This window comes from Nocardia sp. NPDC051787, from assembly GCF_040681325.1.
In the GTDB taxonomy this organism is placed as follows: Bacteria; Actinomycetota; Actinomycetes; order Mycobacteriales; family Mycobacteriaceae; genus Nocardia.
In genome coordinates this window covers 36,174-49,837 of sequence record NZ_JBFAYO010000009.1, presented here as the reverse complement: position 1 = coordinate 49,837, position 13,664 = coordinate 36,174, and the positions used below count along the sequence as shown (strand labels likewise).

Annotated in this window: 12 protein-coding genes and 1 pseudogene; 8 read left to right on the top strand and 5 right to left on the bottom strand. The window is 67.2% G+C overall.

The window, feature by feature from the left end:
- The first annotated feature begins 32 nt into the window (after positions 1 to 32).
- The gene (locus AB0M45_RS11945; RefSeq protein WP_364326357.1) at positions 33 to 734 is read left to right on the top strand and encodes a hypothetical protein; all 702 of its coding nucleotides are present in this window, start codon (positions 33 to 35) and stop codon (positions 732 to 734) included.
- A 143-nt stretch (positions 735 to 877) separates the two neighbouring features.
- Complete coding sequence (locus AB0M45_RS11940) at positions 878 to 1,729, top strand: NAD(P)-dependent oxidoreductase (protein WP_364326354.1); 852 nt, start codon at positions 878 to 880, stop codon at positions 1,727 to 1,729.
- 62 nt (positions 1,730 to 1,791) lie between these two features.
- On the opposite strand, the gene AB0M45_RS11935 is transcribed toward AB0M45_RS11940, so the two are convergent.
- Complete coding sequence (locus AB0M45_RS11935) at positions 1,792 to 3,705, bottom strand: glycosyltransferase (protein ID WP_364326351.1); 1,914 nt, start codon at positions 3,703 to 3,705, stop codon at positions 1,792 to 1,794.
- A 128-nt stretch (positions 3,706 to 3,833) separates the two neighbouring features.
- Positions 3,834 to 4,376, bottom strand: coding sequence for a GtrA family protein (locus AB0M45_RS11930; protein ID WP_364326348.1), 543 nt, complete (start codon positions 4,374 to 4,376; stop codon positions 3,834 to 3,836).
- Between the two features lie 147 nt (positions 4,377 to 4,523).
- On the opposite strand from AB0M45_RS11930, the gene AB0M45_RS11925 reads away from it, so the two are divergent.
- Together AB0M45_RS11925 and AB0M45_RS11920 are read left to right on the top strand one after the other, a co-directional pair.
- On the top strand, positions 4,524 to 5,516 hold the full coding sequence (locus tag AB0M45_RS11925; protein ID WP_364326344.1) for a glycosyltransferase: 993 nt from the start codon (positions 4,524 to 4,526) through the stop codon (positions 5,514 to 5,516).
- Positions 5,513 to 7,096: a DUF2142 domain-containing protein gene (locus tag AB0M45_RS11920; protein ID WP_364326341.1), complete on the top strand. Its 1,584-nt coding sequence runs from the start codon at positions 5,513 to 5,515 to the stop codon at positions 7,094 to 7,096. The genes AB0M45_RS11925 and AB0M45_RS11920 overlap by 4 nt, the downstream gene beginning before the upstream one ends.
- Before the next feature lie 9 nt (positions 7,097 to 7,105).
- Here AB0M45_RS11920 and AB0M45_RS11915 read toward each other — a convergent pair.
- Positions 7,106 to 7,351: pseudogene (locus AB0M45_RS11915) on the bottom strand (dTDP-glucose 4,6-dehydratase); the annotation flags it as partial.
- Positions 7,352 to 7,724: 373 nt separating this feature from the next.
- Here AB0M45_RS11915 and AB0M45_RS11910 point away from each other — a divergent pair.
- Positions 7,725 to 8,438, top strand: coding sequence for a hypothetical protein (locus AB0M45_RS11910; RefSeq protein WP_364326338.1), 714 nt, complete (start codon positions 7,725 to 7,727; stop codon positions 8,436 to 8,438).
- Between the two features lie 184 nt (positions 8,439 to 8,622).
- On the opposite strand, the gene rfbB is transcribed toward AB0M45_RS11910, so the two are convergent.
- On the bottom strand, positions 8,623 to 9,639 hold the full coding sequence (gene rfbB, locus AB0M45_RS11905; RefSeq protein WP_364326335.1) for a dTDP-glucose 4,6-dehydratase: 1,017 nt from the start codon (positions 9,637 to 9,639) through the stop codon (positions 8,623 to 8,625).
- A gap of 306 nt (positions 9,640 to 9,945) precedes the next feature.
- Between rfbB and AB0M45_RS11900 the strand changes: the two genes are divergently transcribed.
- Complete coding sequence (locus AB0M45_RS11900) at positions 9,946 to 10,647, top strand: hypothetical protein (RefSeq protein ID WP_364326332.1); 702 nt, start codon at positions 9,946 to 9,948, stop codon at positions 10,645 to 10,647.
- A 299-nt stretch (positions 10,648 to 10,946) separates the two neighbouring features.
- Here AB0M45_RS11900 and AB0M45_RS11895 read toward each other — a convergent pair whose 3' ends face one another.
- The gene (locus tag AB0M45_RS11895; protein WP_364326329.1) at positions 10,947 to 11,981 is read right to left on the bottom strand and encodes an alpha/beta hydrolase; all 1,035 of its coding nucleotides are present in this window, start codon (positions 11,979 to 11,981) and stop codon (positions 10,947 to 10,949) included.
- A gap of 225 nt (positions 11,982 to 12,206) precedes the next feature.
- Between AB0M45_RS11895 and rfbA the strand changes: the two genes are divergently transcribed.
- Together rfbA and rfbC are read left to right on the top strand one after the other, a co-directional pair.
- Positions 12,207 to 13,079 (top strand): glucose-1-phosphate thymidylyltransferase RfbA, encoded by an 873-nt coding sequence (gene rfbA / locus AB0M45_RS11890; RefSeq protein ID WP_364326326.1) that lies wholly within the window; start codon positions 12,207 to 12,209, stop codon positions 13,077 to 13,079.
- Positions 13,080 to 13,081: 2 nt separating this feature from the next.
- A complete protein-coding gene (gene rfbC / locus AB0M45_RS11885) occupies positions 13,082 to 13,630 on the top strand; it encodes a dTDP-4-dehydrorhamnose 3,5-epimerase (RefSeq protein ID WP_364326779.1) in 549 nt (182 codons plus the stop codon).
- The last annotated feature ends 34 nt before the right edge of the window (positions 13,631 to 13,664 follow it).

Here is a 13,664-nt window from a genome sequence, read left to right as displayed (position 1 = left end):
CCCTCGCACTGTTCGCTATCTGGGAGGGATAGATGAGTCACCCCGGCGGGTACCCGCCTCATGGCCAGCAACCCGGGCAATGGCCTGGGCAGCCGGCGTTCGGTCAGCAGCCGCCGGTCGGCCAGTACCCGTCCCCGCAGGCGCCGGCGCAGTACGCGCCGCCGCCCGCGGGGCAGCATCCGAGCCAACCGCACCTCGCGCAACCGCAGGCCGGGCAGCCCTCGTACGGGCAGCCCGCACCCCAATTCGGCCAGCCGGCATCGCAATACGGCCAGCCGCAGCCCTATGGCCAACCCGCGCCGTTCGGTCAGCCGCAGCAGTTCGGGCAGCCGCAGGGTTACGGCCAGCCCGCCGATCCGCCCGGCATCACCATCGATGCCTCGTACTCGGTCTGGGCGTTCCTGCTCGCGTTGACCAAGCCGAAAATCCTGATCAACGGCCAGCGGGTGCCCAACACCCGCTGGGGCGCGAACCACATTCCGGTCGGCCCCGGCCAGTACCACGTCCGGGTCACCACCCCATGGTTGTTCGACATGGGCCCGGCCAATGTGACGGTGCCGATCGCCGAGGGTCAGGCCACGCGCTTCTACTACAAGGCGCCCGTGGTGATCTTCCTCAACGGTGCGATCGGCCCGGTTCCGCAGAAGGCGCCGGGCATGGTGTTCCTGTACATCGTCTGGGCGCTCACCGGGCTGATGATCCTGCTGAACATCCTGGCGCTCGCGTCGCTCTGAACAAGAGAGGGCACCGGCATACCGGTGCCCTTTCTTCGCAGGCCCTATGCAACTGATTGCATATGACCGGGGTTTACGCTTAGTGTGCAAGCGCGCGACGCCGCGGGCGTCCTGTCCGCGGCACACACGAAGGAGCAGGTCACATGACGGAACCGGGATCCAAGCCGCTAGCGGGGCGGACGATGATCATGTCCGGCGGCAGCCGCGGCATCGGTCTGGAGATCGCCAAGCGGGCCGCGGCCGACGGCGCCAACATCACCCTGATCGCGAAGACCGATCAGCCGCACCCCAAGCTCCCCGGCACCATCCACACCGCCGCCGCGGAACTCGAGCACGCGGGCGGGCAGGTGCTGCCGTTCGTCGGCGATGTCCGCGTCGACGAGTCGGTGGCCGAGGCCGTGCGGCAGACGGTCGAGCGGTTCGGTGGCATCGACATCGTGGTGAACAACGCCTCGGCGATCGATCTGTCGCCCACCGATGCGCTGTCGATGAAGAAGTACGACTTGATGCAGGACATCAACTGCCGAGGTAGCTTCCTGTTGTCCAAGCTGAGCATTCCGCACCTGCGCGAATCGGCGAAGGCCGGACGCAACCCGCACATCCTCACCCTGTCCCCGCCGCTGAACCTGGACCCGAAGTGGGCGGGCATGGCGCTGGGCTACACCATCGCGAAGTACGGAATGTCGCTGACCACGCTGGGCCTGGCCGAGGAGTTGAAGGGAGACGGCATCGGCGTCAACTCGCTGTGGCCACGCACCACCATCGCGACCGCCGCGGTGAAGAACCTGCTCGGCGGCGAGGAGATGGTCGCCACCTCGCGCACCCCCGACATCTACGCCGACGCCGCCTACCTGGTGCTCACCTCGCCGGGCAAGGAGACCACCGGCAACTTCTTCATCGACGACGACGTCCTCGCCGCCCACGGCATCACCGACCTGGACAAGTACCGCGTCACCCCCGGCGACGCCGAGCTGACCACCGACCTCTTCTTGTGAGCAGCGGTGGCCGCACACCTCCCCCCGAGGTGCGCGGCCGCCAATTCTCCGACTAGTACGGCCTAAGTACGCGGAGAGGCGGGGGAGCTACCGTACAGACGTTCCCAATTGGTGCGGCTGGTGAGTTCCGGCATGGCGGCGCGGTACTGCGCCTGCACGGCGGGCAGTTCCCGGCGCAGACGGCGCAGCACGCGCAGGGTGCGGCGCAGCAGCTTACGGGCGCGGGCCTTGTCCCGCTTACGCACCCGTACGCCGGACTGCGAGGCGTCGGTGACCACCACGTGATCGAACAGCGAGACATGCCACCAGTAGGCGTCCTCCCTGGTTACGCCGATGATGCCGGGCTGGGTGCGGCCCAGCCACTGGTTGATCGCGCGCTTGAGCAGCACCAGCGTCACGCGGCTGGGTTCCCCACCCGCCCGGCGCAATTGGATGTCCGCCGAGCGGACCGGCGGGGTCGCCGCTGGGTGCTTGATCGTCTCGGGGTAGTCGCCCCGGCTGGTGCGCGCGGCGGCGAGAGCCTCGATACCGCCGTCTTGCAAGACCTTCGGACCCTTCAGGAAGTCCTCGATGCCCTGCAATGTGGTGTGCACCAGGCCGTACTGCATCGCGACCAACTGCTCGGACAGTTCGCGGAACAGCTTGCGGGTGATCTCCTTCGCGTCCAGCTCCGCGTGCAGCGAGCCGACGATCAGCGAGTTGCGGGTGCTGAAGTAGCGCGCCCAGTCGTCGTAGTCCTTCCAATAGAAGTCCGCGTGCCATACAGCGGCGTTGGGCAGCGTGACGGTGACGAACCCGTGCTCGCGCGCCCGGATGCCGTACTCCACGTCGTCCCATTGGAAGAAGATCGGGATCGGCAGCCCGATCTTCGCGACCACCTCGGCCGGAATCAGGCAGGTCCACCAGGCGTTGTAGCCCGCGTCGACGCGGCGCTCCTGGTTCTTCTTCAGCATGCTGGTGTTGCGCAGCGCCTTGGGTACCCGCTGGCCGTGCCGCAGCCGGTGCAGGTGCACTTCCTCGGCGCCGACGTTGAGGTAGTCGGGGTTGAGCAGGAACAGCATCTGCGCGCCGACCAACATCGGCTCCACCGTCAGGTTGGCGAAGGCGTTGAGCCGCAGCACCGTCTCCGGCTCGCACAGGATGTCGTCGTCCATCAGGATGACGTCGGCGTGCTCGTTGACGGCGGACACCTCGTATAGACCGCGGGTGAAACCACCCGCGCCACCCAGGTTGGGCTGACGGATGTAGCGCAGCTTGTCTCCGAAGACCGGAGCAACCTCCTGATAGCGCGACCGGTCCTGGACCAGATCGGTGCCCTGATCGACCACGTACACCGCATCGATCGCCGCGAGCACGGTGGGGTCGGACGACAACGCGGCGACGGTCTCGGCGCAGTCCTCGGCTCGGTTGAAGGTGCAGATGGCGATCGCGACCGGTCGCACGTGCTCCGGTGCGACAGCGGTCCAGGTGAGTTCCGCGATGCCGAGTGCGCCGCCGATGGCGTCGAATTCCAGCCACAGCGCGCCACCGTCGACGTACTGGTCGAGCAGGGCGGTCAGCGTCACCGAGCCACTCGCGTCGGCCTGCGTGGTGTCGATGATCCTGCGGTGGCCCGCGATGTCGGAGGCGACCAGCCGGATCTTCGCCTTCGCGGCGACGTCGAGCACCATGGTGGCCCGCACTTCGGTGACCGTGGTCCAGCGCTGCCAGTAGCTGGCGGCGAACCGGCCGAAGTAGGTGTTGGTGTGCGCGGTCGCGCCCTTGTCCAGTCGTAACGTCAGACGTTCCCGATGCGAGCCGCCCTTGACGACGACATACAGCTCGTCGCTCACTCTGGCCGACGGGCCGGTGAAGATGCCGCGCTGTAACACGAGACGGTCCGGCGCCCGATGGTCGGCGCGCAGTGCGGCAGGCGCGTCAGCGGCCGTCGAGCGATCGTTTGTTTCGGTAACGGCCTGGGTAGCCGACTGATCCATGAAATCCTCGAAATTCTCATTGTGCCGGACGGGACAGACACGCCCCTGGATGCCTTCACGGCGGGGGTGAGGATATCAACCGGCCTGTCGCCGTGCCCGCCGTGCAGCCGCGCCGCCGCTTACCCGAACTATTGCTGAAGGTTCGCCGATTCGTTGTCCGCGGTGTTGCCCGTATCCTCGCGAGCCCCGGTGAAGACGAATTTGTCGTAGGCCCAATAGCGGAACACTACCGCCACGATCTGCCCGATCAGGGTGCCGGAGATGTTGTCCGACAGCGGAGTGGACAGGTCGAGCACATAGCGGGAGAAGCCGAGACAGCCCAGTTGCAGGCCGATCGCGACGACGTTGAACACCGCGTACAGCAGATACTCGCGCCCGGGGTTGCCGGTCTGCTTGTGGGCGAAGGTCCACCACTTGTTGCCGAAGTAGGTCACCACCGTGGCCACCGCGATCGCGATGATTTTGGCCGGCAGTGGGTAGTGATAGAGCAGGCCCTCGCCGCCCCAGAACACCAGGAGGTTGTACGTGCCAGCGTCCACCAGGAACCCGATCGCGCCGACGACGAGGAAGGCGCCGCCTCGCCGCAGCGCGGTGAGCACCGTGCGAACGAGCGATCCGGTCTCCTGGGTCGCGGGGTCGGCTACGGGCGCGGTGGACTCACGGGATGGCACGGCCCGACGGTACCGCAGCCAGGCCGAACCGGACGTGAGGGGAAAATCCGCCCCCACACCCGGTGAGGTCGGCCACGCATCGGCAGTGGGTTCCCTGTACCCTCCCCGTGTTCCCACATTCAGCACCGATCGCGAGGATTGACCGGGGTGGACTCCACCGAGCTTCGTATTGCCGCAGTGGTTCCGTGTCACAACGAAGAGGCTTCGGTCGCCAAGGTCGTTGCCGACCTGCAAGCCGCTGTGCCGGGCATCGTCGTCTACGTCTACGACAATCTGAGCACGGACGCCACCGCCGAGCGGGCCCGCGAGGCCGGAGCGATCGTGCGGTACGAGCACACCAAGGGCAAGGGCAACGTGGTGCGCCGCGCCTTCGCCGACATCGAGGCCGACGTCTACTTGATGATCGACGGCGACGACACCTATGAGGCGTCGGCCGCGCCGCTGATGATCAAAACCCTGCTGGACGGCCCCTACGACCACGTACTCGGCGTCCGCAAGCAGGACGAGGGCGCCTCGGCCTACCGCGCGGGACACGAGACCGGCAACAGAGTGCTCAACGGCGTGGTCGGGAAGGTGTTCGGCGAGAACGTCGAGGACATGCTCTCCGGCTTCCGGGTGTTCTCCCGCCGTTTCGTGAAGAGCTTCCCCGCGGTCTCCCGCGAGTTCGAGATCGAAACCGAGCTCACCGTGCATTCACTGCACCTGCGGGTGCCGCGGACCGCGGTGCCGGTGGGCTTCCGGGACCGTCCCGCGGGCAGCGAGAGCAAGCTGCGCACCTACCACGACGGGTTCAGGATTCTGGCCCTGATCATCGGGCTGGCCAGGCATGAGCGGCCGGTCGCGTTCTACGGCTTGTTCGGCACGCTGAGCTGGCTGGTCTCGATCATCCTGACCATCCCGATCGTCGTGGAGTTCTACAACACCCATGAGGTGCCGCGGTTCCCGACGCTGTTCCTCGGCTTCACCCTGCTGCTGCTGGGCAGCCTGGCCTGGACCGCGGGCCTGATCCTGGACGGCATCCGGCGTTCCAGGCACGAAGCCGCGCGCCTGGTCTACCTGCGGTACACGGCGGTTGGCGCGGACGACCAGCGCCGGAACGGCAACGACGATGCCGCGCGCGACGGCGGAGCCGGGCGTTGACGACATCGGCGGGTCGAACCGCGACGCCGGACAACGATTTGGCCCCTCCCGCGGACACCGCGCCGCTACCCGTGACCGACACCGCACCACTACCGGCGACCGATCCGGCGACCCCTGGGGGCCGGTCCGTGCCGAGCTTCGCGCGCCGAGCCGTGGCGCGTCTCGGCGGCGCCACGATCGCCTTCACCGTGCTCGCGGCGATCTTCGGTACCCTGTTCACCGTTCTCACCCCGCCGTTCTGGGGTCATGACGAGATCACCCAGTTCGGCCGCGCCTACCAGGTCGCGCACGGCGGATTCCTGCCGCAGCGGATCCACGACGACCGCGGCATCGCCTACGGCGGCGATGTTCCGTCCAGTATCACCGGGCTGATGGGCTACGCCCTGAAGGACTACACCACCAACCCGGACGAGCCGGACCCTATGGTGGAGAGCCCCGCCCGCTACGACCAGTTGACGAGCGCCGCGGTCTCCGACGCCACCGATCCGGTGTGGTTCACCAACACCGCCGCCTACTCGCCGGTGCCTTATATCCCGGCCGCGAGCGGCATCCGGCTCGGCGAACTGCTCGGGCTCGACGTCGGCGGCATGCTCCTGCTCACCCGGCTCGCCGGGCTGGCCGCCTACCTCGCGGTGGTCGGATTCGGCCTGTACGCGCTGCGCGCGCACCGGATGCAGTGGCTGGCGTTCACCGTCGCGGTGCTGCCGATCGCGGTATTCCAGGCGGGCACGGTCACCGCCGACACCATGACCAATGCGTTGGCGATCCTGGTTTCCGCGCTGCTGGTGAAGGCGCTGTTCCTCGGCGAGCGGCTGGGCCGGGCGGAGACCGGCGCGCTGCTTGCCGCGACGATCCTGCTGCCGGTGAGCAAGCCCACGTACGTGCTACTCGCGTTGCTCGTCGTGCTGGTGCCCGCCGACCGTTTCGGATTCCGCGGCTGGCAGCGCTGGATCCCATGGGTCTTCGCCGCGACGGGCGCGCTCGCTTTCGCGGTGTGGATGAAGATCGCGGCGCCGACCGGCGACGGCATGGGACTGATGCGGCCACAACACCAGTGGCACTCTGTGCGTCCCGGTGACCAGCTCAGCGGCATCCTCCGTGACCCGCCGGAGTTCGTGCACGTGTTCGGGGAGAGCATCGCGCTGCGCGACCAGCGCTGGTTCAGCCAGTTCTTCGGTGAGCTCGGTTTCGCCTACGTCGACGTTCCCGCCCTCTCGATGCTGGCCTGCCTGTTCGCGTTCGCGGTGAGCCTCGGCGTCGCCGAGCGGATGGACGCCCCCGCCTTCCGCCGGACGCTGATCGTCGCGCTAACCGTGGCGGCGAGCGTGGCGATGATCTACGTGACGCTCTACATGTCGTTCACGCCGGTCGGCTACTACATCGTCGACGGTGTGCAGGGCCGCTACTTCGTGCCGCTGGCGATCGTCGCGTTCGCGGTTCTACTGCGCTGGATGCCGTTGCGGCTCACCGATTCCGCGGGGAAGACGCCGACGGTGGGTCCGGCCGTCACCGTGCTCGTTACGACGAGCGCGGCGCTCATCGCGGCGGCGGCGAAGTACTACACCATCGTGTGGGGCTGAGCGGCAACGTCATTCGGCCGCGGCGCATGGGATTCGTTCCCGGGCACCGCGGCCGTTTCCGTCTCCGGCCGTGCTGAACGTCCGCTCTTCTGGCACGCTGGATTCCGGACTCGACCGGACGCCACCATCGAAGCCGACCGGCCGCCACCAGGATTCGTTGTCCCGATACCACTGGATGGTCGCCGCAAGTCCGACGCGGAAGGCTGTGTAACGCGGCCGCCAACCGCGTTGGGTGCGCAGCCGGGTCGAGCGCATATCGCCGATCACTCAGCAGCTCCGCCGACGACTTCTAGGTGCCGGGGGAAGGCGGGCGCCGCGCTCCCATCGCGAGGAAGGAGTTGCCGTGGTCCGAATCGGCCGCGAGACGGACACCACCGAGATGCCGCTGACCTGCTCATTTGCAGATCGAGGTTGACGATTCCGCCGATCTACTGTGATGTTCATCACATAATTTGCGTGAACAGCATGTTGCGTAGCACGGAACCCCAAGTGGCCGTAGGAATTCGGCACCACGTCAATCACAAGATCAAGTAATAGTCAATCACGGACACGTCACGATCTGGCCACTCTTCGACTAGGTTCTTGCTCGTCTAGTCCCCCGAACGCTTCAGATCGAGGTTCCGAACAAATGCTGATGAGGAAATTCGCCGCGACGTCGGCACTGCTGATCGCCGCCCTCGGCGTCACCGCCGGCACCGTCAACGCGGCCCCGGCCGGTGAAGCCGCCAGCGGCGCGGTGAACTTCACCGCGCACACCACCGATACCAAGTCCATCATCAAGACCGACGCCGGTTCCCTGGTCGTAGAGGACGGCGTCTTCAAGGTCAAGGCGCCCAACGGCAGCGTGGTCGCCGGCACGCCGCTGACCTTCCGCGTGGACGACTTCGAGTTCCCGATCGCCGCCGACATCTCCGACCGGACCGCCACCCTCACCCCGCAGCTCGACAAGACCCACGCGGTCTACAAGCCGGTCGCCCTTCCCTTCGAGGACAAGGCGCCGTGGAAGTCCGAGTACGACCGTGAGCAGGCCGCCTGGTCCCGCCTCACCAGCACCATCTCGACCGGCGCCACCATCGGCACCCTGGTCGGCGGCCTCGGCGGCGCCGCGGTCGGCTGCGTGCTCGGCGGCATCGCCGGTGCCACCGTCGCCGCCGCCACGATCGTCGGCCTGTTCGGCCCGTTCATCCCGGCCGCGGCCATCGGTTGCCTCGGCGGCATCATCGCGGTCGGCGCGCTCGGCACCGTCGCGGGCCAGCTGCTGGTCACCGCCCCGGTCGCGATCGGCGCCGCGATTCAGTACTTCACGACGATCAACCAACCGTTCACCCCGCCGGCGAAGTAACCCGCCACTCGACGCGCACAATTGACAACGAACCGGAGCCCCGCCCGCGCACCCGCACGGGCGGGGTTCTTTCACGTCCGACCGATCGGATCCCGACCGCCACAGTGATCACGTGCTGGTCGAGGACCACGGCGGCGAACCACACCGTCGTCCGGGGCTCACCCGCAAGGGCATTCGAGCCGCTTCAGTCTCCGGCCGCGCTGAGCGTCCGCTCTCCCGCCTCGCGGTAGGCGCGCTCGGTGTCGGCCTTGATCGGCCGCCACCAGGATTCGTTGTCCCGATACCACTGGATGGTCGCCGCCAATCCGGCGCGGAAGTCCGCGTAGCGCGGCTGCCAGCCGAGTTCGGTGCGCAGCAGGGTCGCGTCGATCGCATACCGCTGGTCGTGACCGGGCCGGTCGGTGACGTGGTCGAAGTCGCCGGGATCCCGCCCGAACTCCTCCAGCAGCAGGCGCACTACGGACTTGTTGTCCAATTCCCCATCGGCGCCGATCAGATAGGTCTGGCCGATCCGGCCACGGCGCAGGATCTCCCACACCGCGCGATTGTGGTCATCGACATGGATCCAATCGCGCACCTGGTCCCCCGCGCCATAGAGGCGGGGACGCACCCCGTCGATCAGGTTGGTGATCTGACGTGGGATGAACTTCTCTACGTGCTGGTAGGGCCCGTAGTTGTTGCTGCAGTTGGAGATCGTAGCCCGGACACCGAACGAGCGGGTCCACGCGCGCACCAGCAGATCGCTCGATGCCTTGGTGGCCGAGTACGGGCTCGACGGGTTGTACGGCGTGGTCTCGGTGAACGCCGGAGCGTCCGGCGCCAGGTCGCCGTACACCTCGTCGGTCGACACGTGGTGGTAGCGCACATCGTGGCGGCGCACGGCCTGCAGCAGCGAATAGGTGCCCACGATATTGGTCTGCACGAAGGGCCATGGCTCGGCGAGGGAGTTGTCGTTGTGCGACTCGGCCGCGAAGTGCACCACCGCGTCGACGCCGCTGACCAGCTCGTCGACCAGATCGAGGTCGGCGATGTCGCCGTGCACGAAGTCGATGCGGGCGGCCACCGGATCGAGCGAGGCCCGGTTCCCGGCGTAGGTCAAGGCGTCCAGGACGGTGACGGTCGTATCGGGATGGTCGGACACGGTCTGCTGGACGAAGTTCGCGCCGATGAATCCGGCTCCGCCGGTGACGAGCAATCGCACCCCATGACTCTACGTGGGGTACGGTCCCGCCGACGACGGACTCGAAATCCCATGACGCCGAGGGCTATCCAGGATTTCGATCTGTGACCTTCATCTCACTTGATTCCCATCGATGAGAACCGCGGGTTTGGTTTGTTGCGGAAAACCCCGGTCAGCGCCCACATTTCCGGAACCCCACCGAGCCGCGAGTCCGCATGGTGAACAAAATTTGAATAAACAGTCACAACGGGTTCACCACTCGTTAGCTGGTCTAGATTTTGCTCGTCTAGTCCCCTCCGAACGCTTCAGATCGAGGTTCGAAACAAAATGCTGATGAGGAAATTCGCCGCGACGTCGGCACTGCTGATCGCCGCTCTCGGCGTCACCGCCGGCACCGTCAACGCGGCTCCGGACACCGAAGCCGACAGCGGCGTGGTGAACTGGAGCGCAGGCGCCACCCCGACGTCGACCATCATCAAGACCGACGCCGGCTCGCTGGTCAACGAGGATGGCGTGTTCAAGATCAAGGCCGCCAACGGAGCCACCCTGGCCGGCACCGAGCTGAAGTTCCGCGTCGACGACTTCGAGTTCCCGATCGCCGCCGAGATCTCCGACCGCACCGCCATCCTGACCCCGCAGTTCGACATGGAGCACGCGGTCTACAAGCCCGTCGCCCTTCCGTACGAGGACAAGGCGCCGTGGAAGTCCGAGTACGACCGTGAGGTCGCCGCGTTCAACCGCCTGAAAGACACCATCGGCATGGGCGCCACCTTCGGCACCCTGGTCGGTGGTCTCGGCGGCGCGGCCCTCGGCTGTGTCGCGGGCGCCGGCGCGGGCCTGGTCCTGACCGGGCCGCTGCTCGGCCTGTTCGGCGCTGGCCCGCTCGCCGGCTGCATCGCCGGTGCGGCCGCTGTCGGCTTCCTGGGCACCCTGGCCGGTCAGCTGTTCGTGACCGCTCCGGTCGCGATTCTCGCCGCGATCCAGTACTTCTCGACGGTCAACCAGCCGTTCAACGCGCCGGCCAAGTAATCAACGGCTGAACGCACACAACTGAAGACCAACGTCAAGCCCTGCCGCGCAACCGCGCGGTGGGGCTCGGCGCTATTCATGGCCGCTATAGCGCAGATGAATAAATGCTGAACAAATACGGAATGAAAACTATTTGCAAGGCTCTGACGTGCCCTGACGAAGTTGGATAACTTCGATTTGGAAATTTAATCTTGATTGCGCAGCCAAGTCGGACCTGCCCCGGTCGAACGAGTCCAGACGGACGCGAGCCCCGTCCCGTCCGGATACGGGGCGGGGCTCGCCTCGGAGAGGCCGGGCGGTCAGGCCGTCCGAGCCTGCTGTTCGTCCTCGATCCGGGCCCGCACGAACCGCGAAACCCGCGCCAGCGCCGCCCTGCTCTCCGGCAGGTTCGGCGCCATGCTCATAAAGGCGTGCACCTGGCCACGCCACAGCTCCAGCGCGTTCGGCACGCCCGCCGCGGTGAGCCGCTGCGTCATCAACTCGCAGTCGAACCGCAGCACCTCGTCCTCGGCGGCGATCAGCAGCACCGGAGGAAGCGCGGACAGCGCCGCGTTCACCGGTGACAGGGCCGGATCCAGCACACCGTCGACCTCGGCGCCGATGCGTACCACCGCCTCCAACGCCGAAAGCGGGATATACGGATCGCGCGCGACGTTCACGTAGTCCCGCTTCGCGCCGTAGTCCAGGTCCAGCAGTGGGCTCAATCCGACCAGCCCGGCGGGCGCGGGCAGTCCCGCCGCCAACGCGCGCAGTGCCGTCGCGAAAGCGAGGTATCCGCCCGCCGAATCGCCCGCGAAGATGATCCGGGCGGGATTCGCACCGTGGCGCAGCAGCCATCGGTATGCGGTCAGGCAGTCCCGCACCGACTGCTCGATGCGCCGACCGGGCAACTGGCGATACTCGACGTTGACCACCGGAAGTCCGGTGCGGCGGGCCAGGCTCGCCGCGATCGGCCGGTGGCTGCGGGTGTTGCAGATCGCGAAGCCGCCGCCGTGCGTGTAGAGCAGCGCGCCGTGCCGCAGCGCACGCGCGGCGCCTGCCGGACGGATGATCTCCAAGTGGAAGCCATTGAGTGATACCTGCTCGCGGTCGATGCCGCGCGGCTCGGGCCGCAGCCATGCCAGCCCGTTCACCGTGGCGGCGCCGATCGGAATTGTCGCCTTGGTGACCGGGAACGTCCGCAACACGGGCCGCACCACACCCATGCACGCCGCCAACAACAAGCGCGATTGCGCGCTGGGGCCCTCCGGATTCATCACCACGCCGGGCTCGCCGTCTGCGGCCGCGGCTCGCACACCATGCCGGCGTCCGAACTGGGCGTCAAGGTCGGACATCGCGCACCTACCTCACACTGGCGCGCCGAGTCACGACCGGACCGAGGTCGCCCAGGCGAGCTGTCGGCGCTGACATCTCACACGATGTTTGTCAGAACATCGTGCACAAGTGACCTACGCAACAGAATCGCCTGAAGCAGGGGGAAGTGAAACGCCCGTAATCGAATTGACGACTACTCGGAACCTCATCGAATCCCGGCGCCGCGAAACTGGCAGACTCCAAGCATGCGCGGAATCATCTTGGCGGGCGGCACCGGCTCCCGGCTGCACCCGATCACGCGCGGGGTGAGCAAGCAGCTGGTCCCGGTCTACGACAAACCCATGGTCTACTACCCCCTTTCCACGCTGATGCTCGCGGGGATCAGGGACATTCTGGTGATCACCACACCGGAGGACGCCGACGCGTTCATGCGGCTGCTCGGTGACGGCGGCCAGTTCGGCCTCGACTTGAGTTATGTGGTCCAGCCCGAGCCGGACGGCCTGGCCAGGGCCTTCGTCCTCGGCGCCGACCACATCGGCACCCAGTGCGCCGCACTGGTGCTCGGCGACAACATCTTTCACGGCCCCGGGCTCGGCACCAGCCTCAGCCGCTTCCACGGGATCGACGGCGGCGCGGTTTTCGCCTACTGGGTATCGGATCCGACGGCCTATGGCGTCGTGGAGTTCACCGAAGGACGCGCGGTGTCCATCGAGGAGAAGCCGAAGGTGCCCCGCTCGAACTACGCGATTCCCGGGCTGTACTTCTACGACAACGACGTCGTCGAGATCGCCCGATCGCTGCGTCCGTCGGCGCGGGGCGAGTACGAGATCACCGACATCAACCGCGCCTACCTGGAGCAGGGTCGGCTGCGCGTGGACGTGCTGGCCCGCGGCACCGCGTGGCTGGACACCGGCACCTTCGACTCACTGCTGGACGCGGCCAACTACGTGCGCACCATCGAAGAGCGGCAGGGCCTGAAGATCGGCGTCCCGGAGGAAGTGGCCTGGCGGATGGGCTTCATCGACGACGAGCAGCTGCGCACGCTCGCCGAACCGCTGGTCCGCTCCGGCTACGGTCGCTACCTGCTCGATTTGCTCGAACGCGGACGGGACTGGTGAGCATGGAGTTCCGAGAACTCGCGGTGCCGGGTGCGTGGGTGGTCACCCCGCGCCAGCACGGCGACGATCGCGGCATGTTCCTCGAAGGATTCAAGGCCTCGGAGTTCGAAAAGGCGACCGGACGGGCGTTCGACCTGCGGCAGGTGAACTGCTCGGTCTCGGCGGCCGGGGTGCTGCGCGGCATCCACTACACCGAGGATCCGCCGGGTCAGGCGAAATACGTGACCTGTGTGCGCGGCGCGTTCCTCGACGTGGTCGTGGACCTGCGCCGTGGCTCGCCGACCTACGGGCGCTGGGACAGCGTGCTGCTCGACGACGTCGACCGGCGGTCGGTGTTCCTGTCCGAGGGTCTAGGGCACGCGATCCTCTCGCTGGCGGACGGGTCGACGGTCACCTACCTGTGCTCGCTGGAGTACCAGCCCGAGTTCGACCGGGACCTCGATGCGTTCGACTCCACACTTGGCATCGAGTGGCCGCGGGTCGGTCGCGACGGCAAGCAGCTGACCTTCGTCCGTTCCGCGAAAGACACTGTGGCCCCGCCGTTCTCCTGAGCGCATAAGACGCTGCCGGACGCAGTCCGTCCGA